We start from the raw sequence: 21,891 nt of genomic DNA, 5'->3' as shown, positions 1-21,891 counted from the left end.
CGCAGCGTGGACAGCCAGTCCGCGGTCGATCCGCCGGTGGACAGCCGCGGGTACAGCTCGGCGATACGCGGCAGCACGCTGGCCAGCTCGCCCTGCGCCTGTTGCACGCCGATGCCCGGCGCCAGGCGCGCCACGCCGGTGTAGGAAAAGTCCTCCAGCAGGCCGCTGTCGGTGTGCTTGACCGGGAGCCAGAACCGGGTGGCCGCCGTCGGAAAGGCAAAACCCGCCGGCATCACGCCGACCACCGTGCGCGGCGCGTCGTTGACGATCAGCGTCCGCCCGATCACATCCGGCGCTGCGCCGAAGCGCGCGCGCCATTCGGCCTCGCTGAGGATCACCGCATTCGGCCCGCCGCGCAGTTCCTCCTCCGGCGTGAACCCGCGGCCGAGCAGCGGCGTCACCCGCAGCAGCGGCAGCATCGAGGCCGTGACCCAGGTCGCCGCCACGCTGTCGGCGTCCACGCCCGCATCGGGCAGGCGCACATTGCTGCTGCCGCTGCGGTACAGCGCCACCGATTGCAGCGAGCGGGCATGGCGCTCGTAGACCGCCTGGATTCCCAGCGGCTGGTTCACCCAAGACTGCTCCGGCGACTGCAGCCCCACACTGACCAGTTGCTCTGGCTGCGCATACGGCAGCGGCGCCAGCAGCACTCCGTGCACGATGGCGAACATCGCGCCCATCGCCGCCAGGCCCAGGGTCAGCGTCAGCACCACGGCCAGGGCATAGCCCGGCGCGCGCAGCAGCGATCGCAGCGCGAGACGCAACGTCATCGTCGGTCACCGCAGTTGAAGAGGGCGACCAGCTTCGCAGAATGCAGATAGCGAATCCGGGCAATCGGCTGACGCCGGGAACGTAGGCCGGGGTGCCGCGCAGCGGTTCCCCGGCGCTTTTGCCGGTGAAGCGCGGCGCGCTACACCGGCCTACGCCGGTTCATCGCCCGGCAGCTCCCAGGCACCCGCGAGCGCCTCGCGCGCGAGCAGCCACTCGTGGATCTGGGTGCTGCCCTCGATGATCTCGAGCACCTTCGCATCGCGGTAATGGCGCTCGACCGGATGGCCGCTGGCGCAGCCGCGCGCGCCGAAGGACCTGCACCGCATCCGCCGCCACCGCGCTGAGCGCGCGGGTCGCCTGGTACTTCGCCAGCAGGGTCTCGGCGCCGGCGCGCGGATCGCCGGCCTGGCGCAGCGCGCCGGCGCGGGCGCACTGCAGGCGCGCGCCCTGGGTGGCGGCGAGCATGCGCGCGAGCAGGCCCTGGACCGCGCCGTGCTCGCCGATGGGGCGACCGAACTGCTGGCGCTCGCGCGCATGCGCCAACGCCCGCGACAGGCAATCCGCGGCGGCGCCGGCCGCGCCGCAGGCCACGCTGTAGCGGCCGTAGTCGAGCGCCCCGGCCGCCACCGCGGCGTAGCCCAAGCCGCGCCCGCCCAGGCGCGCCTCGCTGCCGATGCGGCAATCGGCCAGGTGCAGGTCGGCGCCCATCACCGCGCGCAGGCCGAGTCCCGGCGGCAGCGCCTCCAGCGTCAGTCCGGGCGCATCGCGTTCGACCAGGAAGGCGATCAGGTCCGACTCGATCCGCGCGATCACCAGGAACACGTCGGCGATCTGCCCGAAGCTGGTCCAGGCCTTGCGCCCGGCCAGGCGCCAGCCGCTGTCGACGGCCCGCGCGGTGCACTGCAGCGCCAGCGCATCGCTGCCGGCCTCGGGCTCGCTCAGCGCGAAGCCAGCCACGCATTCGCCGCGCGCCAGCGGCGCCAGCCAGCGCGCCCGCTGCGCCGCGCTGCCCCAGCGCGCGATCGCGCCCGCGACCATGCCCTGCACGGTCATCAGGCTGCGCGTGGAGGCGCAGGCGGCGCCGATTTCCGCGTGCAGCAGGCCAAGCTCGACCGCATCCAGCCCGTCGCCGATCAGCAGCCCGGCCGCGCCGAGCCGCCGCGGCAGGTCCGCCGGCAGCCGGCCATCGGCATCGGCGCGCGCCGCGTCCGGGCGGATTTCGGCGTCCACCCAGGCGCGGAAGCGCGCCTGCGCGGCGCGCCGGGACGCTTCCGTGGCGGGATCGATGCTCACCCGGCCTCTCCATCGTCGATCGCAAACCACGCCGGCAGTGGCGGCGCGGCGCGCGCTGGCGCGTACACCACCAGCCCGTCCTCGTCGCGCACCGCTTTGAGCCCGCCGAAGCCGTAGGCGATCTGCATCGCGCGGTTGCGCCCGGTGTCGCGGAAATCGCATTCCAGGCGCACGCCGGCGGCCTGCGCCCGCTGCACCAGCCAGCCCAGCAGCACGCCGCCGACCCCGCGAGCGAGCACGCGGCAGGAGGTCAGCAGCAGGCGCAGCCGCCAGCCGTCTGCGCCGGTGTCCACCAGCAGCAGGCCGATGTCGCCGTGCTCGCCGAAGCGGTCGCGCAAATCCGCCAGCCACACGCGGTGCTCCTCGCGCTGGCAGCGCGCGGCGAGGTCCTCGGCCGCGTAGGGCTCGCCGGTGCTGTTGAGCTGGTGCGTGCGCAGGGTCAGTTCCTCGGCGCGCGCCAGGTCCGCGGGCTGCGCGCGGCGGATCCGCAGGCGCAGGTCCAGGCCGTGCAGGAAGTCCGCCCGCGAGGGCGCCGCGATCTCCGCCGCGTGCCTGCGCCGCTCGTCCTGGTACCAGCGCCGGCGCTGGCCGGGCACCGTGCCGAGGGGCACGCTGAACTCCGGCAAGGCCGGCAACTGTCCGCGCAGCGCGGCGTCGTAGCAACGCACCTGCGGCAGCGCATGCGCCACCTCGGCGCGCTCGTAGGGATCGTCGTCGACCAGCGCCAGGCTGTCGCTGCCGATCCCCAGCGCCTGTGCGATCGCCAGCAGGGCCTGCGACTTGGGTTGCGCGCCGAACTGCGGGAACAGGAAGTAGTCCGCCAGGCCCAACTCCGCCAGGCGCGCCAGCGCCAGATCGGGAGGTGCGCGGCTGGCGAGCGATTGCAGCACTCCGCGGCGGTCGAGTTCGATCACACTGGCGCGTGCCGCAGGACAGGGCCGCACCTGCGCGTCCTCGCCCAGCGTGCCCTCCCACAGCGTGCCGTCCAGGTCCCAGACCACGCATTTGGGCATCCCCGGCTGCGCAGGCGTGCTCCCCTTCCGGCATGTCAACGGCGCGGGCTGCGCTGGACCGTCGCCACCATCGCATCAATGCTGCGGAAGTTGTCCAGCTCGAGCGTGTCCCCCTCGATTTCGATGCCGAATTTCTGCTCGCAGAAGTTGACCAGTTTCAATGCGAACAGGGAATTGACGAAGCCCATCGAGAAGATGTCGTCGGAATCCGTGAATTTTTCCCGGACGTCGAGGTTTGATGCGACGAAATTGCGCAGGTCCGACCGGATGCTGGCTGCGTCTCCCGGCGCGGCCGGCGGCGCTGGGGCGCTGGCCACGGGCGGCGAAGCGGGCGCGGCAGGGGTGGTCGGCTGCGGCGCCGGGGCCGGCGGCGCAGTCGGCTGGGGTGCCGGGGTGGGTGGGTCCGCGGCCGGCGGTGCCTCGCTGTCGGCGTTGTCGGCAAACGACTCTGCGTCGTCCGACTCCGTGTCCTCGGACTCTTCCTCCTCCTCGCTGTCGCCCGCCGGCGCCTCGTCGGTCAGCGCGAATTCCGCATCGGCTTCCGGCGCCTCACCCTCGGCGCTTTCGTCCCAGGATGGCGCCTCGTCGTCGGCGAAGGCGGTGTCTTCGGATGCCTCCTCTTCTGCCGGCGCGGCGTCTTCCACGTCCCCGGACTCGTCGACCGGCTCAGTCTCGTCGGCCGGCGCGGATTCCGACGCTTCCTCGTCCTGCGCCCATTCGTCCTCGGCGGATGCACAGTCCGAATCGACGCAATCGGCCTCGTCCTGTGCCTGCGCCACCGCGGCGCGATCCACGAAAGGAGAGCCCACCAGCGCGAGCAAACCCGCCAGGCTGGATGCCAGCAATCGACGTTGGGGCATGGCAACCTCCGGCGGGGAATGACGCCGACAATGTACGGCGGTGCTGCCACCGGCGCAACGCGCTCAGCGAGCCGGCAGCGCCGCCAGCACCAGCGCCATGTCCTGCCACTCGCTCGCGTGCAGCTGCAGCACGGCGGCGCCTGTGGCCGACACCAGCGCAAGGTTCCCGCGGGCGGGCGAGTCCCAAGCCGCCACCAGCTCATGCAGCCGCGGCGCCGGGCCGAGCGCGCTGGCGCACTTCCACGCCGCCTCCTTGGCCGCCCAGGCCCGCGCCCAGACCCAGGGATCCGGCGAGGCCTGGCAGGCCTGCCACTCCCCCGGCGCAAACGCACGCCGCAGGGTCGGGACCACGTCGTCGGGCGGCGCCGGTTCCAGGTCCACCCCCAGCGCCCGCCAGTCCCGTGCCGATCCGGCCACCGCCACCGCCACCCCGTTCGCATGGCTGATCGACCCGCAGCAACCGTCCGGCCACACCGGCGCATGCCCCCGGCGCCCGACCAGCCCGCGCTCGGCGATCTGCGCCAGCGCCGCCTGCGCCGCCAGCCGCCCGGCCAGGAACTCCCGCCGGCGCGGCAGCGGATAAACCTCGTCCAACGGCACGATCCCCGCCGCGCCCGCGAGCGCCTGGAGGTCAGGCGCGTCGATTGCCTGCGCGGCGAAAAAGACGCCCGCTGGAAATCCGTCTGGAAAGATGGGAGCCCCCGGCATGGATGCGCGCAGTGCGGGCCAGTGTAGGGTGCGGGTGGGTCCGGTCAAGTCGGGCACACGCAGCCCGGATTCCGCCCACAAAAAAACCGCCTTGCGGCGGCTTCTTCGTTTCCAACTTGAAGCAGGCAGCCCTATGCCGCCTTCTTCTCCTCCGGCGGGGTACGCCGGGACTTCATGAAGCGGGCACCCAGCTCACGCTTCACCGATTCCAGGCCATCGCGGCCACCGATCGCTTTCAGCAGCGTGTAGCCGTGCATGGCCGTGGACATCGCATCGCTGCCCAGGGCAAAGTCGGTGTCGTCACCACGCTCCAGCAAACGACGCAGCCGCATCAGCCGCGGACGCAGCGCATCCCGCGCAGCCAGGTCAGCCACCGCACTCGCCAGGTCAAGCTTGGGCGGGATCAGCTGCGGGTTCTCACCGAGCATCCGCAGGGTCTGACGGCAGAAGTTCTCGGACTTGTCGCCGAGCTTCGTCGCCCGGCGCTTTTCCTCCGGAGACAAGGCAATCAGGCCCGACAGCTGGCGCTCCAGCTCGGCAATGGCGGAATCGATGGCGACCAGCTGGCCATCGGTGAGGTTCAACGTAGCAAGGTTCTTCATGTTGCATCACTCCTAGTCATCAACGGATACCCGCACCGACGCCCTCGCCGGTCAGGTGTGCCACTCGGCACGGGAGGCATTTGACCCCTCGTCCGTCTCAGATCCTGAGACGCAAACGACAACAATGTAACGATGTGTGCTGTCCAGGACATGCCACGCCGATCACCCCGCAGCAAGCCGCCATCCGCGACAAGCACTCGTGCAGAACCCGGACGCTCCCGACCTGCGAAACGCATGACCACCCATGCATCGGCATTGTCCCGACCATCACCGACACCCCACGCTTGAATGGCGCACACCCCATCGATGCCCGGTTCCAGTTCACCCGCGCAGCCGGCGCAATCAGGCCGCCCATCCCGCAGAACCACCGTGCACTCGGCGGTACTGACGCATGCGATGCAAACCATGGACGCGTGGCGTGTGATGAATGGACAGGACAGTGGGCACTCAGCACTGCCGATGAGAAGTGACTGGCCGCGCATGTTCCGGCGCCGAGAAGAGCATCGCCGGCAGCGATGACTGCGTCGCATTGATGAAAGCCCGCATCGCCGTCAACTGACCGGAGCCCGTCGGCGCTTCCCGTTTCCATTGGTTCGGCAGCGGGCCCTGACGCGCTGGCTCATTCGTCCGTGGACGCGCTGCCCGCGCCCAGGTCCGCTGCGATCAACCGGAACTGCTCCAGCGCCGCCTGCAGATCCTCGACAATCTCCTGCGCGATCACATCCGGCGGCGGCAGGTTGTCGCTGTCGGCCAGCGACTCGTCGCGCAGCCAGAAGATGTCCAGGCTGGCCTTGTCGCGCGCCCCTTGACGCCCTGCGCATAGAACAGGCCAGTCGGCAGGCGCAGCAGCGTGTGCACATCGCACTCGTGCAGCAGCTTGCGGCGGATGGTCTCGCCAGCGCCGCCTTCAAACAGCACGTTGTCGGGCACCACCACCGCGGCGCGGCCGTGGATCTTCAGCAGCGTCTTGATGTGCTGCACGAAGTTCAGCTGCTTGTTGCTGGTGGTGGCCCAGAAATCGTCGCGCTCGACGATGTCCTTCTCGCTGCCGGCGCGGCCGTCTTCGCCGACGATCACCGTGCTGCTCTTCTTGCCGAAAGGCGGATTGGCCAGCACCACGTCGAAGCGCTCGCCGGGATCCGCCGCCAGCGCGTCGGCCACGCGCACCGGCACGCTCTTCTCGGAGCCGATGCCATGCAGCATCAGGTTCATGGCGCAGACGCGCGCAGTGGCCTGTACCAGCTCCCAGCCGCGGAAGGCGCCTTCCTTGAGGTGGCGCTTCTCCTCGCGGGTGAGGTTGGGGTTGTGCTGCGTCAGGTACTGGTGCGCGGTGAACAGGAAGCCGCCGGTGCCGCAGGCCGGATCGCAGATCAGCTCGCCGGGCCTGGGCGCGATGCAGTCCACCATCGCCTGGATCAGCGCGCGCGGCGTGAAGTACTGGCCGGCGCCGGACTTGATGTCCTGCGCGTTGCGCTCCAGCAGGCCCTCGTAGGCATCGCCCTTCACGTCGGCGCCCATCGCCGACCAGTCCTCGGCGTCGATCAGGTCCACGATCACGCGCCGTAGCTTGGCCGGATCCTGGAACTTGTTCTGCGCCTTGCCGAAAATCAGCCCCAGCGTGCCCTTCTCGCCACCCAGCTGCTCCAGGGTGTGGCGGTAGTGGTCAAACAGCTCATCGCCATCGCGCACCCGCAAGGAGGGCCAGGCGTATACCTCCGGCACCGGGCTCGGCTGGTTGTACGGCGGCCGCGAGCGCTCGTCAGCCATCTTCAGGAACAACAGGTAAGTGAGCTGCTCGACGTAATCGCCGTAGCTCATCCCGTCATCGCGCAGGACGTTGCAGTAGTTCCAGAGTTTCTGGACGAGCGGACCAGTCGCTGACATAGATGTTCACCGCTTCCTGATGACCTGCATGGTCGATGCATCGACCTCGTACTTGTGGAGATGCTCCGAGACTCCGAGTTCAGCGCACTTCGAAGAAAGCCCTTTGGTCCATAGCGGCCGCGCCATCGTCTCGAAAGCACTCTGAGGAACTATCCAGAATCCTATAAACGCCACCACCACCGCTACCGCGACCCTGTAGATGGGGTCGCCCGGAGCCAACCAAGCTGCGACCCCAACCACAACCAGATACCCAACGACCAGAGCCACCTTGAGCGTCACGGTCTGGCGGCGCGCATGGTCTGCCGCCCGCTGCATGCGCGAATCGATGTCGGCGTCGATCGACGACGCCAGCGCATGAACGTGTTCTTTGAGTTGAGATATCTCTCCCTGATGTTCGCTGAGCTTCTCTTCTGACTCCTTCTTGTGATGGCGCAATTCTCTCCGGGCCGAAAGGAGATCGGCGTCGCGACGAAGCACCTCTTCCTGATGCTGTCTCGCAAGGTCTGCAACGGCGTTGTCGTGTTCCGCCTTAAGCACTGCCTCGCGACGCGCCGCTTCCTCGCGAACCTCCCCGGCGACACTGAGCCGGACCTCCTCAAGAAGCTGCTCGGCGTTGTGAGAGGTGACAGCGCTCGGAAAGCCGAGGGTGGCATGAACCAGACAACGCTGGGCACGTTGATCCCGCATCAGCGCGACGAACAAGTTGGCCTTCTCGCTGTCTAGCTCTGTCAGGTATTGCCGCACCTTGCTGACGACGTCGGTGCGAGGAGTCATGACGTTCGAACAGTTGGCGACGAGCTTCTTTCGTGAGAGTGTGCCCAAGTTACCGCCGACGGCGAACCACAGATACCCAGCCAGCTGTCTATCGGTGATCGCCGGTGGCACATGGTCACGGTCTATCAACTTGCGACCGAGGAGAAAGCTCTGTGATCGTTTGGCCACAGCCTCATTTCTGGTCACAAGTATCCAGTGCGTGTCAGCGACGGACTTCGCATTCCCGGCGTCCGCTCGTAAGCGAAGCACCGTGGCGATGGAGCGGGCGTCTCGGATTCGACGCTCAAGGTTCTCCATCAAAGGGCCGACGTTGTTCCGCAGTCCCTCCTCAGCCGCGTCGTCGCAGTATTTGAGCTGCTCGGGGGTTGCGAAGGCGTCTGCGTCAAGAATATCGAATCCCAGTTTTTCAACTCGACCTTGTAGATCTGCCAACGTCTCCCTCGCGTAAGCCGCATGACTTGTGTCGACGCGGATTCGATTTCCCAATGACCCGAATGGCTGGTCACCGCGTTGAAGCGCATCAAGAGGGCCGCGCAGTGTCCCTTCATCTCTTCTAACGTGTGCTTGAAGACCGCTTTGCGAACTCCCGCTTTGCCGAGAAGTTCGAACAGGTCATTGGCGAAGTCGCGCAACTCGGGCGTGCTGAGGTCAAGGTAGTCCAGAATGAGTGGGCCATCTGAGACCACAGTCAACTTCGAAAGGGCGTCTGACGAGCTCCGGGGCCTGAAGGGTTAAAACGACCTCCGCGATGATTGCCCCGCACATCAGGCGGGCGAGAATCTCGGCGGCGGCCCCGCCAAGTTCGAGATTCTTCCATGCGAACTCGGCGCTGAGAACGTCGAGCGCTTGAGCCAGCTGAAAGTTATCTTGCGAGTCGTCTTCAACCTTTTTGAGAGTGAGGGTTCTCCCTCGGTAGTAGTTCTTCTCGCGTCGGTCAGTAAAGCTTAGGAACTGCGCGCTTGTAAGGCGTTGCAAGAACGCCGTTGCGAGAGTATCCGGGTCTTGCTGCATGCCAGATCGGGCGAGTGACTCATTGGCGAACTGGGAGAATGCTTCCAGCAGTGCGTCGATTTCGGACTCATCAGACACCGTACTCGTCGAGTGGGTTGGTGCGATCCGGTAAGTGTGGGGCTCGCCTTCCGCTTGCGTCAGTAGCTTGGCCTCAGTGAGTTTCTCTACAAGCCCCGCTGCTACCAAAGGACTCATCGGAATGTCATAGGCCCGCTGCACATCGGCCGCGAAATCTGCCGGGTCGAACCGCCTGTTCGGCTTCTTGGCGAGTACCGGCGCGAACAGCGGGACTAGGCCTGAAACCAAGTCGCCGGTCTTCGAGTACGCTTCTTCGACAAACGCAAAGGCGATCAGCCCCCTTGCGCTGGAGCCCTCCTTTTTCTGAATTGACTTCGGCTCACTCATAAGGTCCTCGGCAGGCATGAGGTTCAGGTGCCCCTGATCAGGTCAAGCCGAGGCCGCAGAATGCTGGCCATCGCGCTCAGTTCATTACCGCCACCGCTGCTAGGAGCTCCTTATCGGACTCTTCGGCCGGGATGCGGCCCAAGATGCGGCGGTAGGGCGAAGTCTCGCCAGCCTTCAGGCGCAGTGGGACTTCTGGGGGTCTGCGTTCGATGGGTATTCACGGCGCCTCTCCCGCGGTGTGCTCCAACAGCCCGCAAGTCTAGCGCCTGCCCGCCACTGCCGAACGCCTTGGCCAGCACCGCCTGGCGCAGCGCCTGCGCGCGCTTCAGGTTGGCATCGACCTCTGACTCGACCTCCCGGACGATGGAGAGGCGGCGGTCGACTTCGGCGACGATGCGCTCTTGTTCGGCGCGCGGCGGGACCACAACAGGCATCGCTCGGAAGAGGGGAAGTGTCAAGCGTGTCCTCGTTGTGCCGAAAGCGGCACCCGTGGCAAATCGCTTCGCTACCTGGCTGTTGAAGTAATACATAAGGTAAGCGGGCACCACGATGCCCTCGTTCACTCGCATCTTGATTACGTCAGGAGTAACCATCGCTGGGCCAACATCCGCTGGGTAAATTGCACAGACGCCCGGCGGTTCGCCCAACTTTGTGATTAGCAATTCACCGCCAAAAACCGAGTAAGGCCGAAACAACTCTTCCCACTTTTCCGTGTCCATGAAGCCCGGCTTGTCCCGCAAGTACTTCATTGGTGCGACATGTCGAAGGAAGATGATCGGCACTCCTTCAGGCCTAAAGTCTTTCGCCTTGAAGATCGTTCCGAAAGGCCCCGCCCCGATGCTTCCCTGTTCAGTAGCAGCTAGCACTTCTGCAGGGAGCCAGCGCCAACCATCAGGCAAAGGATCATTGGCGTTTAGGGTCCGCGCCGATGTCGAAGTGGACTTTCCTGTTAGATGCCCAGTGACTGCGGGAGTTTAGAACGGCCGCTTGCTCTCGCTTCAGGTTGGCCCTTACGCGCTTGAGGTTGGCGACGGCTTGGTCGAGGCGGGAAAACTGCTTTTCGAGTTCGGCGACGATGCGGCGCTGCTCGTCCAGCGAGGGCAAGTGAATCTTGCAGTTCTCGAGAAACGCAGTCGGAACCCGCTTCTGACCGACCGCTCCAGTCATGTGGTGCGCGGCTTCGGCTCGAAAATGACTACTCGATACGAAATGGTAGACGTAGTGCGCATCGACGCCTGGCAGCGGCCGCAGCACATGAAACTCAGTGGACCCGACACCGACGCAATTTCGCAGCCCAAGAGCAACAGCCATCTTGCCGTTTTCCATGCACGGCGTGATCTTGGCAAACAGCACGTCTCCCTCGCGGAAGATCGTGTAGCCCTTTTTCACCTCAGCAAACCGCCGCACTGAGGTTGCGTCCATACGGCCCGTGGCAGCTTCAACGGACGACATTGGCACGAAGGACACTTCGAGGTCATCGGGTAGAGCATTTCGGTCTGGACGAGGATTCAGTTCGACCACCTCGCCGAGCCGAACGCTGCGAGCGGTCCACGGGAAGGACTCAGCAACCGCGCTCACGCTGCCAACTCCCGATTCAACTCATCCATCATTTTAGGCAGCTCCGCGCCAAACAATTGGTGCACCCGACCCAGCCCGCCGCGCTGCTCGAAGGGGGCGTAGCTGAAGTCCTCGGTCTCGATGCCGAGGTTGCTGGCGATGTGCTCCGCCATTTTCTCCAGCCACCAGCGCTGTTCGTCCGTGAAGCGGCCCCTCACCCCAACCCTCTCCCCGCCCGCGGGGGGAGGGGGCAGGTTTTCCTGCTGCGCCAGCCATGCGCGGAAGTTGGCCATGACCTTCTCGGGGTACGGCACCAGCTCGTTCTCCTGGTGCATGGCATAGCGCACCAGCGACACCAGGTCGGTGAGGATGCGCCGGCGGCTGGCGCCCTTGACCTTCGATTGGTCGAGCGCGGCGTAGGCCTGCCAGAGCTGGCTTTCGGTCCATAGCTGCGGCGGCGCCTGCAGCGTGTCGGCGAGCGCCTGCAGGTCTTCGAAGCGCAGCGGCGCGCGGGTGGGACGGTTGTAGAGGATCTGCAGTGCGGTCAGCTCGTCGCGGTGCTCGGCGATGAAGGCCTCGAAGCTCTGCACGATGCCCTGCGCGCGCTCGCGGGCGGCCTCGGAGAACCCGGCTTCGAGCACGCGGTCCCGGGTGACCGAGTCGATCACCAGTTCCTTCTGCCGCTTGAGTCCCAGGATCAGCTGGCGCAACTCCGGTTTGGACAGCGGCGCCACCGAATCGCGCATGGCCGCCTCGGCCTGCTGCGGCGTGCGGTCCTCGCGCGGATCCAGCGCGTCGATGATCCGGCGCGACAGATCCTTGAGCTCAAGTCCGCCGGCGGTGCGCAGGACCGTTTCGCGTTCCGGCCCGCTCAGTTGCGCGTCGAGGCGCGCGAGGCGCACGGCCACAGTCGACAGCACCTCGGGCTCGATGTTGCCCAGCGCCACGGCCTGCAGCAGCGCGTCCAGCGGAACGCTCTTCTTCTGGTCCAGCGGCCGGCTGTCGGTCTTGTCGCGCTCGCACACGCCCACGCAGTCGACGATGACGAAATGGTCCTTGTGCACATGCTCGCCGGGGTTCACCTGGCGCAGATCGTCATCCTTGATCACGCGCACGCCGCGGCCCTTCATCTGCTCGAAGAAGCTGCGGCTCTGCACGCTGCGCATGAAGACCACGATCTCCACCGGCTTGATGTCGGTCCCCGTCGCGATCATGTCCACGGTCACCGCGATGCGCGGGTAGTAGCTGGTGCGGAAGGCCTTGATCAGGTTCTCCGGCGATTCGCCGGTGGTGCGGTAGGTGATCTTCTGCGCGAACTCGTTGCCGCGGCCCCACTCCTCGCGCAGGATGGAGACGATGGCCTCGGCGTGGTTGTCGTCCTTGGCGAAGACCAGCGTCTTGGGCAGTTCCTCGCGCTGCGGGAAAAGATCGAGTTTCCACTGGTCACGCAAGGTGCGCGCAATGGTGCGGATCTGGTCCGGCGTCTGCACGCTGCGGTCCAGTTCCTCCGGCGCGTATTCGAAATCGTCGTCCAGTTGCCAGTCCCGCCGCGCGCGGGTGGGCTTGTCCAGCACCTGCAGCCAGTAGCCGGCTTTCACCTTGCTGCCCGCCTCGGTCACTTCGGTCTTGATGCTGTAGACGTCGTAGTTCACGTTCACGCCGTCCGCCACGGCCTGCGGGTGGCCGTATTCCATCACCAGGTTCTGGTTGAAAAAGCCCAGGGTCTGCTTGTTCGGCGTGGCGGTCAGGCCGATCAGGTAGGCATCGAAATACTCCAGCACCTGGCGCCAGAGGTTGTAGATGCTGCGGTGCGCCTCGTCGGTGACGATGATGTCGAAGGTGTCGATAGGGAAGGCGGGGTTGTAGTCGATCGGTTCCGGTTCCCGGAACAGGCTCTCCACCCGCGCGGTCGATTCGTCGTCCACCTCGCCCGGCAGCTCGCGCCCCTTGAGCATCGCGTAAATGCGCTGGATGGTGCAGATGCACACGCGCGCGGTGCGGTCGAGCTGGTTGCTGGCGAGGTGCTGGACGATGTACTCCTCGCCGAACTTGAAGTTGTTGACCGGTGAGACGTACTGGTCGAACTCCTTCTTCGCCTGCCGGCCGAGGTTGCCGCGGTCCACCAGGAACAGCACCCGCCGCGCGCCGGCGTATTTGAGCAATCGGTAGATGAAGCTGATCGCGGTGAACGTCTTGCCGCTGCCGGTGGCCATCTGGATCAGCGCGCGCGGCTTGTCCCGCGCCAGGCTGGCTTCCAAGTTGCGGATGGCGGTGATCTGCGCCGGCCAGAGCCGGCACTCGCCCCAGGCGGTGACCAGCTCGGGCATCTGCTGCAAGCGCTGGAGGAATCCCCGTGCGACGGTGTATGCGGGTACCGCGTCACGCATCGTGCCCATGTCGGGCGTAAGCCCGCGCAGCAGCAACGCCAGGTGCTCGGGCGTGTGGAAGGCAAACACATTGCGCGCCCGCGGCGACGGATCCAGCCCGTTGGTGAAGTGGGTTTCGATACCTGTCGATTCGTAGAGGAAAGGCAGCGGCCGGCGCCAGGCCGGCAGGCTGGCGGGCAGCCCCTGTGCATAGCGGCCGGACTGGATCTCGACGCCGGTCAGCGGCGCCCTGCTTCTTGGCCTCGATGACCCCAGCGGCGCTACCGTCGATGTACAACAGGTAGTCGGCATGACCGTGCCCCGGATCCAGCGGGAACTCGCGGATTGCCACGCCGCGCGCAGCATGGCGGTCAATGGCCCTGAGATCCTGCACCACCCAGCCCGCCGCGGTGAGCAGGCGGTCGATCTCCTGGCGGGCACGTTCCTCGGCTTTCATCGGGGCCGCCGTCGCGTCGAGGCCGGATTAGAGGACCTCACCATGCGCACGCTGGTGAACGGGCATCTCATGTCAGATCGAGAGTGCGGCAGGTCCAGGGCGAGAGGCCAGATACTGCAACAATGGGTACCGCTGCGGCGACCCCGGAAACTTGCCACCAGAGCGCGTGATCTCCAAGATCCCCTCAGCGCCCCACTCTAAAAACGTCCCCTGCGCCTTGGCGTCGTCGAGGGCGACGTGGGTGTGCGGCAGTGGGTCATGCCATTCGGGCGGCATGGTGCGCTTGCTGATGTGGCGGTAGGGCTGTTGCAGCAGGGCCATCGCGTAGCTCTTGATGTCGAGCGCGGAGTGGCTGAAAGGGGCACCCGCGGGAGCGGGAACATCGAGGCCTTGACCCAGGTCGCCGCAACGCTGCACGACGGCGAACATCGATCCCACCGCCGCCGGACCCAGGGTCAGCGCCACGACCAAGGCATACGCAGCGCGCGCACAAGTGAGCGCAACGAGAGGTGCATCTGCATCCGATCCATCGTCGGCTGGCGGGTGAGGCGAGCAGCTTGGCAGAAATCCCAAGGAGGAATCAGGCCGATCGGGTGGCGCTCGATGGTGGCGAGTCAAGGGCTCGGGCGACCACCAGCCCGGATCGCGCCGCTCCAGACAGGAAGCGGCGCGATCAGCTGAGCAACGCCCTCACACCGTCTCCGGATTCGCCCTTTCCGTATCGATGCCGTACTTTGCGATGGCCTGCGCGACGAGCTTGCGGTCCACGCTGCCCTCGTCGGCCAGCGCGGACAGCGCGGCGACCGCGATGTGGAAGCGGTCGACCTCGAAGAAGCGGCGCAGGTTGGCGCGGGTGTCGGAGCGGCCGAAGCCGTCGGTGCCGAGCACGTTGTAGCGCATGCCGTGCGGCAGGTAGGGCCGGATCTGCTCGGCGTAGGCGCGCACATAGTCGGTGGCGGCGACCGCCGGGCCGCCCTGGCCGGCCAGCAACTGGGCGACATAGGGCATGCGCTGCTCTCCGAGCGGATGCAGGCGGTTGTGGCGCTCGGCATCGACGCCATCGCGGCGCAGCTCGTTGAAGCTCGGGCAGGACCAGATCGTCGAGGCCACGCCGAAGTCGTTCGCCAGCAGCTCCGCCGCCGCCATCGCCTCGCGCAGGATCGTCCCCGACCCCAGCAAATTCACGTGCAACGCCGGCTTCTTGCTCTTCCCCTTGCCCCCTGACCCTTGCCCCGCTTCACTCAGCTTGTACATCCCGCGGATCACGCCCTCCGCCGCGCCCTCCGGCATCTCCGGGTGCGGGTAGTTCTCGTTCATCAGGGTGATGTAGTAGTACTCGTCGTGCTGCTCGGTGAGCATGCGCTGCATGCCGTGCTGCAGGATCACCGCAACCTCGAAGGCGAAGGTCGGGTCGTAGCTCTTGCAGTTCGGGATCGCGCCGGCGAGCAGGTGCGAGTGGCCGTCCTCATGCTGCAGGCCTTCGCCGTTCAGCGTGGTGCGGCCGGCGGTAGCGCCGAGCAGGAAGCCGCGCGCGCGCATGTCGCCGGCCAGCCAGGCGAGGTCGCCCACGCGCTGCATGCCGAACATCGAGTAGAAGATGAAGAACGGCAGCATCTGCAGGTTGTTGGTGCTGTAGCTGGTCGCCGCCGCCAGCCAGGAGCTGAACGCGCCGGCCTCGGTGATGCCTTCCTGCAGCACCTGGCCCGCGGTGTCCTCGCGGTAGTACATCAGCTGGTCGGCGTCCATCGGCTTGTACTTCTGGCCGAAGGGCGCGTAGATGCCGATCTGGCGGAACAGGCCTTCCATGCCGAAGGTGCGCGCCTCGTCGGCGACGATCGGCACCGTGCGCGGTCCCACCGCGGCATCGCGCAGGATCAGGTTGAGCGCCTGCACGAAGGCCATCGTGGTGCTGATCTCGCGCTCGCCGGAAGACTTCAGCAGGCGCTCGAAGACCTCCAGCTTGGGCGCGGGCAGGGCCTCGTCGGCCTTGCGCCGGCGCTGCGGCAGCGAGCCGCCGAGCGCCGCGCGGCGCTCCAGCATGTACTTCACTTCCACCGAGTCCGGGCCCGGGTGGTAGTACGGCACTTCCTCCAGCTTGTCGTCCGGGATCGGGATGTTGAAGCGGTCGCGGAAGGCCTTGACCGCGGCGCTGTCCATCTTCTTCTGCTGGTGCGTGATGTTCTGCGCCTCGCCGGCCTTGCCCATGCCGTAACCCTTGACCGTCTTGGCCAGGATCACGGTGGGCTCGCCCGCGTGGTTCACGGCCGAGTGATAGGCGGCGTAGACCTTGTGCGGATCGTGGCCGCCGCGGTTGAGGTGCCAGATGTCGTAGTCGGACATGTTGGCGACCATCGCCGCGGTCTCCGGCGTCTTGCCGAAGAACTGCTCGCGGGTGTACGCGCCGCCCTTGGCCTTGTAGTTCTGGTACTCGCCGTCGACGGTGTCCATCATGATCTTGCGCAGGGCGCCCTTGCTGTCGCGCGCGAACAGCGGATCCCAGTGGCCGCCCCAGAGCACCTTGAGCACGTTCCAGCCGGCACCGCGGAACACGCCTTCCAGTTCCTGCACGATCTTGGCGTTGCCGCGCACCGGGCCGTCCAGGCGCTGCAGATTGCAGTTGATGACGAAGACCAGGTTGTCCAGGCCCTCGCGACCGGCGAGCGCGATCGCGCCCAGCGATTCGGGTTCATCCGACTCGCCGTCGCCCATGAAGCACCAGACCTTGCGCTTGCTCGGCGCGATCAGCCCGCGGTGCTCCAGGTACTTGAAGAAGCGCGCCTGGTAGATGGCGGTGATCGGACCCAGGCCCATCGACACCGTTGGCGTCTGCCAGAAATCCGGCATCAGCCAGGGGTGCGGATAGGAGCTGATGCCCTTGCCGTCGACTTCCATGCGGAAGTGGTCGAGCTGGTCGGACGACAGGCGCCCTTCGAGGAAGGCGCGTGCGTAGACGCCGGGCGAGGAATGGCCCTGGATGTAGAGCAGGTCGCCCGGGTGGGTGGCCGTCGGCGCATGCCAGAAATGGTTGAAGCCGACGTCGTAGAGCGTCGCCGCGATGCGAAGCTCGCGATGTGGCCGCCGAGTTCGCCCGGCTTGCGGTTGGCGCGCACCACCATCGCCATCGCGTTCCAGCGCAGGATGGTGCGGATGCGCCATTCCAGCGCGTGGTCGCCCGGGCTCTTGGCCTCCAGGTGCGGCGGGATGGTGTTGATGTACTCGGTGGTCGGGTCGAAGGGCATCAGGGCCCCGGCGCGGCGGCTCAGCTCGACCAGGTGGTTGAGCAGGAAATGCGCGCGCTCCGGCCCGTCGCGTTCGAGCACCGCCTCCAGCGCGTCCAGCCACTCCTGGGTCTCGGCCGCGTCGATATCGGTCCTGGTCACGTCGATCTTCTGGTCCATGCGCCCTCCCGCGGCGAGTCGTCGATTGCGTAGTCGGGGGATTATGGACTGGAGAAGAGGGGCACGGGGCACGGGGCACGGGGCACGGGAAAACCTCGGGCCAGATTCAGTTTCGAGCGCTGAGTTGGGAATTCGAGGGAACAGTTACTTGCGGGGTCGCTGCCGCATGCGAGCCTCTCCCGTGCCCCGTGCCCCGTGCCCCGCTACAGATCGAACTTCTGCACCTCGAACCCGCGTTTGCGGTACTCCGCCCAGCGCTTGCGCGAGCCATCGCGTTCGGCGGGGTCGGCGGCGACGACTTCCTTGACCGTCTCGTAGCTGCCGGGTGCGCATTCCTCGCGCAAATTGATCACCAGCGGGCGGTCGGCCACCTGCGCGCCCGGCGGCGCGATCAGCACCGCGGTGTAGTCGTCTTCCTCATCCCCGGCGATCTGGTGCGGGATGAAGGCGTCGGGTTCGAAGGACCAGAGCAGATCGTCCAGTGCCTCGGCCTCGTCCAGCGTGCGCGCCAGGATCAGCGTCGGGATCTCCGCCGCGTACGCGCGCTTGGCCAGAACGCAGACCACCCGCAGCGGCTGCTCGCGGTACTTGGGCTTGTCGATCAGGTAGAAGTCGGCGCGAGGCACTGGGTAGAGCTGTGAGAAGTGAAAGGTGAAAAGTGAAAGAGAGGCGCGCGAGATTGGGAACGTGCGGCGGCGGAGTGGGGTGAAACGTGAAGAGGAGACGCGATCGCGCGCGTGCTCCCCCTTTCACTTTTCACCTTTCACTTTTTACTGCTGTCCCAACAACCACTCCACCAGCATCCCCACCGGGCGGCCGGTCGCGGTGCCCTTGCGCCCGGCGTCCCAGGCGGTGCCGGCGATGTCCAGGTGGGCCCAGCGCTGGCCTTCGGTGAAGCGCGACAGGAAGCAGCCGGCGGTGATCGCGCCGCCGTACTTGCCGCCGATGTTGGCGAAGTCGGCGAAACCGGTGTCGAGCTGGCTCTGGTAGTCCTCCCACAACGGCAGGCGCCAGGCGCGGTCCATGCTGGCCTCGCCGGCGGCGAGCAGCGAGTCGGCCAGTTCGTCGTCGCGGCTCATCAGGCCGGTGGCGTGGGTGCCGAGCGCGACCACGCAGGCGCCGGTCAGGGTGGCGATGTCGATCAGCGTATGCGGCTCATAGCGCTGCGCCCAGGTCAGCGCATCGCACAGGATCAGGCGGCCTTCGGCGTCGGTGTTGAGGATCTCCACCTGGTGCCCGGCCATGGTCTTGACCACGTCGGACGGGCGGTAGCTGCGGCCATCCGGCATGTTCTCCACCGCCGGGGTGATGCCGACGACGCGCAGCGGCAGCTTGAGCCGCGCGACCGCTTCCATCAGGCCGAACACCGCGGCGGCGCCGCACATGTCGAACTTCATTTCCTCCATGCCGGCGGCCGGCTTGATGTCGATGCCGCCGGTGTCGAAGGTGATGCCCTTGCCGACGAACACGAAGGGTTTGCCGCCGCCCTGGCCCTTGTAGTCCATCGCGATCAGCTTGGGCGCGTTCTCGCTGCCGGCGGACACCGCCAGCAGCGCGCCCATGCCGAGGGTCTCCATCTCCGCGCGCTCGAGCACCTGCACCGAGATCTCGGGGTGGCGGCGCGACAATTCGTGCGCCTGCTCGGCGAGATAGGCCGGGTTGCAGATGTTCGGCGGCAGGTTGCCGAGCTCCCGCGCCAGGCGCACGCCGGCGGCCACCCCGCTGGCGCGCTCCAGCGCGTCGCCGGTGTAGGCGCCGCTGCTGAACTGCACCTCGCGCAACTCGATGCGCTCCGGGCGCGCCTTGAGCGTCGCGGTGTACTTGTAGGCGGCGTAATCGGCGGCCAGCGCCGACTGGCTGAGCTTCCACGCCATGTCCTGCTTCGGCACCTCGACCTCGGTCAGGTAGGAGGCGACGGTGTCCACCGGCAGGCCCTTCAGCGCCTTGTGCGCCTCGCGCGTGGCGCGCAGGAAGCGCGCGGCGTCGAACTTGCGCTGCTCGCCCAGGCCGACCACCAGCACGCGCGGCGCCGACAGCCCGGTCAGCTGGTGCAGCAGCGCGGTGGTGCCGACGCGCCCGGTCACGTCGCCGCTTTCCATCAGGCGCTTGAGCGCACCACCGCCGGCGGCATCCAGCTCCGCCGCGGCGCTGGTCAGCATGCGCTCCTCGTAAACACCGACGATCACCAGCGAGGCGGCCACGTCCTTGGGACGCACAGTGAGGGGCTTGAACTCCAGCATGAACGGTCTCCGGAAGCGAATTGGCCAAGCCTGCCCGGCGGCGGGCAGAATGCGCGACCGATGGGCCGGGCAGACCCGAGAGTCTAGCCCGACCCGGCGGGTATGGCCCAGTTGTTGCCGGTTGTGGGTTGTGAGTTGTGGGTTGTGGGCAGCCAGAGCCCGTGACTCGCGACCTGATCGCGAACATGCCGGCCGTTTCTGCCCACAACCCAGAACCCACAACCCACAACCCGCAATGACCTCCCGCGCCGACCGCTACCTCGAACGCGAAGTCTGGTACGCCCTGGCCGGCGTGCTCGCGATCCTGTTGCTGGTGGTGCTCGGCGGCCTGCTGACGGACGTGCTGAACAAGATCGCGCGCGGCAAGGTGCCGCCGGTGCTGCTGCTCAGCCAGATCGGCCTGCGGATCCCGGAGGCGCTGACGCTGCTGCTGCCGCTCGGCAGCCTGCTCGCGGTGCTGCTGGCCTACGGGCGGCTGTATCGCGACAGCGAGATGGCGGTGCTCGCCGCCTCCGGCTACGGGCCGCTGCGCACGCTGCGGCCGCTGCTGCGCACCACGCTGCTATTGGTGCTGCTGCAGGCGGCGCTGGCCTTCTACATCGCGCCGCTGGGGCGCGAGATCGCGGCGAAGATGATCGTGGAGACGCAACGCTCGGTCGCGGTAGCCGGATTGTCCTCGGGGCGTTTCGTCGAGCTGCCCGGCGATGCCGGCGTGCTCTATGTGTCGAATGTCAGCGCCGACCAGCGCAGCGTCGACGAGATCATGCTGGTGCGCGAGCGCGACGGCCACCGCGTGGTGCTGACTGCGCGGCGCGGCTCGATCGAGATCGACGAGACGGCCGATGAGGTGGTGCTGCGGCTGGATGCCGGCGAGCGGGTCGACGGCAAGCCGGGCGAGCCCGGCTACCGGCGCATCCGCTTCGAACGCGCCGACATCACTTTCCCGCGCCAGACCAGCGAGACCGGAGAGGACCCGCGCCAGGCGCGCAGCACGCTCTCGCTGTGGCTGGCCGACGACCTCGAATCGGATGCCGAACTGACCCGTCGGCTGGCGCAGCCGCTGGTGCTGATGCTGCTGCTGATGCTGGCACCGGTGATGGCGCAGAGTGCGCCGCGCCAGCCGCGCTACGACAAGGTGGTGGTGGCGATCCTGCTGTACGTGACCTACTCGAACCTGGTCGAGCTGGCGCGCGTGTGGGCGCTGACCGGCACGCTGCCGGCCTGGCTCGGCACCTGGTGGGTGCACGTCGGCTTCCTCGCGGTGGTGGCGATCGCCTGGGGCCGCGAGCTCGCGGCCTGGAACCGCGGCCGGCGCGCACTGGCGGCGCTGGGGGTCAAATGAGCCGCCTCGACCTGCTGGTGCTGAAGGCGGTGATCCCGGCGGTGCTGCTGGCCTGGGTGGTGTTCGTCGGCTTCGACACCCTGCTCGCCTTGCTCAACGAACTCGACGAGATCGGCATCGGCAGTTATGACCTGACCCGGGTGCTCGAGTACATCGCGCTGACGGTGCCGCGCCGGCTGTACCAGATGTTTTCCACCGCCGCGGTGGTCGGCTGCATGCTTGGCCTGGGCGCGCTGGCCGCGCGCAGCGAGCTGATCGCGCTGCAGGCGGCCGGGGCCAGCCGCTTGCGCATCGGCGTGGCCGGCGTCTACGCAGTAGGACTGCTGCTGGTGGTCGCGCTGGTGCTGGGCGAATGGATCGGCCCACGTGCGGACCGCATGGCCGCCGACCTGTCGGCGCAGTCGAAATCGCAGGGCATCGCCTTCTCCGGCTCCGGCCTGTGGCTGCGCGATGGGCAGGCGGTGTGGAATGCCAAGCGCATCGTCGTCGGCGGGCCGGGCCAGGTGGATTTGTGGGAAGTCTGGCGCTACCAGTTCGGCGCCGATGCGCGGATGCAGGAGGTGCTCAAGGCCGAGCGCGCGCGCTACACCGGCGGCAGCTTCGAGCTTTCCGGCATCGTGCGCGACCAGCTGAGCGACGCCGAGGTGAAAAGCGGCAAGGAGGAGAGCGCAAGCGTGACCACGCTGCTGGATCCCGGCCTGATCGAATCGCACACGGTGCGCCCGCGCCAGCAGGGCACGGCCGACCTGTACGAAACGATCCGCTACGCGCGGGTCAACCAGCTCGACGCGCTCGCCTTCGAAAGCGCCTTCTGGTACCGCGTGTTCTACCCGCTGGTGGCGCTCGCGCTGGCCTTCGCCGCCACCCCCTTCGCCTTCGGCAATCTGCGCAGCGGCGGCCTCGGCCAGCGCCTGCTGCTCGGCATGGCGCTCGGCATCGGCTTCTACTTCGGCCAGCGCACCCTGATCAACCTGGCCGAGACCAACCGCGACGGCCTGATCCTGGTGAACCTCGGTCCGCCGCTGGCCTTGATCGCGCTGACTGTGTGGGCGCTGCGACGGCCGGCGAAGTAGCGAGCGAGCGGGGCAGGTGACACGGGGGGAGGTGAAGCGGGGCGAGGGGCAGGAGACCCCCTTCGGGCTTCGTGAATGCCGAAGTGCGGGTCGTGCATCTGGAGGCATTCCACCGGACGAGCCGGCAAGCACGAGCC

Annotated in this window: 15 protein-coding genes and 4 pseudogenes; 3 read left to right on the top strand and 16 right to left on the bottom strand. The window is 67.3% G+C overall.

The annotated features are described in order from the left end of the window. The first annotated feature begins 6 nt into the window (after window positions 1-6). Window positions 7-144, top strand: a complete 138-nt coding sequence (locus IPK27_01090; GenBank protein ID MBK8066250.1) for a hypothetical protein — start codon at window positions 7-9, stop codon at window positions 142-144. On the opposite strand, the pseudogene IPK27_01085 reads toward IPK27_01090, so the two are convergent. The 16 genes and pseudogenes from IPK27_01085 to IPK27_01010 all read right to left on the bottom strand — a co-directional run bounded on the left by IPK27_01085 (window position 81) and on the right by IPK27_01010 (window position 19,339). Then, window positions 81-770 (bottom strand): annotated as a pseudogene (locus IPK27_01085) (ABC transporter permease). The gene IPK27_01090 and the pseudogene IPK27_01085 sit on opposite strands and share 64 nt — an antisense overlap. Before the next feature lie 160 nt (window positions 771-930). Then, complete coding sequence (locus IPK27_01080) at window positions 931-2,064, bottom strand: acyl-CoA dehydrogenase family protein (GenBank protein MBK8066249.1); 1,134 nt, start codon at window positions 2,062-2,064, stop codon at window positions 931-933. After that, the gene (locus IPK27_01075) at window positions 2,061-3,077 is read right to left on the bottom strand and encodes a hypothetical protein (GenBank protein MBK8066248.1); all 1,017 of its coding nucleotides are present in this window, start codon (window positions 3,075-3,077) and stop codon (window positions 2,061-2,063) included. The genes IPK27_01080 and IPK27_01075 overlap by 4 nt, the downstream gene beginning before the upstream one ends. 35 nt (window positions 3,078-3,112) lie before the next feature. Further along, window positions 3,113-3,937: an acyl carrier protein gene (locus IPK27_01070; GenBank protein MBK8066247.1), complete on the bottom strand. Its 825-nt coding sequence runs from the start codon at window positions 3,935-3,937 to the stop codon at window positions 3,113-3,115. Between the two features lie 63 nt (window positions 3,938-4,000). Next, window positions 4,001-4,645, bottom strand: coding sequence for a 4'-phosphopantetheinyl transferase superfamily protein (locus IPK27_01065; protein ID MBK8066246.1), 645 nt, complete (start codon window positions 4,643-4,645; stop codon window positions 4,001-4,003). A gap of 131 nt (window positions 4,646-4,776) precedes the next feature. After that, entirely contained in the window at window positions 4,777-5,247 is a 471-nt protein-coding gene (locus IPK27_01060; protein MBK8066245.1) for a hypothetical protein, read from the bottom strand. A 619-nt stretch (window positions 5,248-5,866) separates the two neighbouring features. Next, a pseudogene (locus IPK27_01055) lies at window positions 5,867-7,131 on the bottom strand (SAM-dependent DNA methyltransferase). 6 nt (window positions 7,132-7,137) lie between these two features. Next, window positions 7,138-8,337, bottom strand: coding sequence for a hypothetical protein (locus tag IPK27_01050; GenBank protein MBK8066244.1), 1,200 nt, complete (start codon window positions 8,335-8,337; stop codon window positions 7,138-7,140). Between the two features lie 216 nt (window positions 8,338-8,553). Then, a complete protein-coding gene (locus tag IPK27_01045) occupies window positions 8,554-9,339 on the bottom strand; it encodes a hypothetical protein (protein ID MBK8066243.1) in 786 nt (261 codons plus the stop codon). Between the two features lie 92 nt (window positions 9,340-9,431). After that, the gene (locus tag IPK27_01040; GenBank protein ID MBK8066242.1) at window positions 9,432-10,103 is read right to left on the bottom strand and encodes a hypothetical protein; all 672 of its coding nucleotides are present in this window, start codon (window positions 10,101-10,103) and stop codon (window positions 9,432-9,434) included. A 121-nt stretch (window positions 10,104-10,224) separates the two neighbouring features. Then, complete coding sequence (locus IPK27_01035) at window positions 10,225-10,899, bottom strand: restriction endonuclease subunit S (protein ID MBK8066241.1); 675 nt, start codon at window positions 10,897-10,899, stop codon at window positions 10,225-10,227. Beyond that, a pseudogene (locus IPK27_01030) lies at window positions 10,896-13,701 on the bottom strand (DEAD/DEAH box helicase family protein). Before IPK27_01030 ends, IPK27_01035 begins: the two are co-directional and overlap by 4 nt. Before the next feature lie 72 nt (window positions 13,702-13,773). Then, window positions 13,774-14,166 carry a hypothetical protein gene (locus tag IPK27_01025; protein MBK8066240.1) on the bottom strand — a complete coding sequence of 131 codons (393 nt, stop codon included), beginning with the start codon at window positions 14,164-14,166 and terminating at the stop codon, window positions 13,774-13,776. A 225-nt stretch (window positions 14,167-14,391) separates the two neighbouring features. After that, window positions 14,392-17,099, bottom strand: a pseudogene (gene aceE, locus IPK27_01020) (pyruvate dehydrogenase (acetyl-transferring), homodimeric type). Between the two features lie 203 nt (window positions 17,100-17,302). Continuing rightward, the gene (locus IPK27_01015) at window positions 17,303-17,725 is read right to left on the bottom strand and encodes a DNA polymerase III subunit chi (protein MBK8066239.1); all 423 of its coding nucleotides are present in this window, start codon (window positions 17,723-17,725) and stop codon (window positions 17,303-17,305) included. Between the two features lie 144 nt (window positions 17,726-17,869). Then, a complete protein-coding gene (locus tag IPK27_01010; GenBank protein ID MBK8066238.1) occupies window positions 17,870-19,339 on the bottom strand; it encodes a leucyl aminopeptidase in 1,470 nt (489 codons plus the stop codon). 235 nt (window positions 19,340-19,574) lie between these two features. Here IPK27_01010 and lptF point away from each other — a divergent pair, with 235 nt between their 5' ends. Next, a complete protein-coding gene (gene lptF, locus IPK27_01005; protein MBK8066237.1) occupies window positions 19,575-20,681 on the top strand; it encodes an LPS export ABC transporter permease LptF in 1,107 nt (368 codons plus the stop codon). Next, complete coding sequence (gene lptG / locus IPK27_01000; protein MBK8066236.1) at window positions 20,678-21,754, top strand: LPS export ABC transporter permease LptG; 1,077 nt, start codon at window positions 20,678-20,680, stop codon at window positions 21,752-21,754. The genes lptF and lptG overlap by 4 nt, the downstream gene beginning before the upstream one ends. The last annotated feature ends 137 nt before the right edge of the window (window positions 21,755-21,891 follow it).

It is taken from the genome of Rhodanobacteraceae bacterium, assembly GCA_016713135.1.
GTDB lineage: Bacteria > Pseudomonadota > Gammaproteobacteria > Xanthomonadales > SZUA-5 > JADKFD01.
The sequence above is the reverse complement of the archived record's forward strand: the minus strand, read 5'-3'. Positions and strand labels throughout refer to the sequence as shown.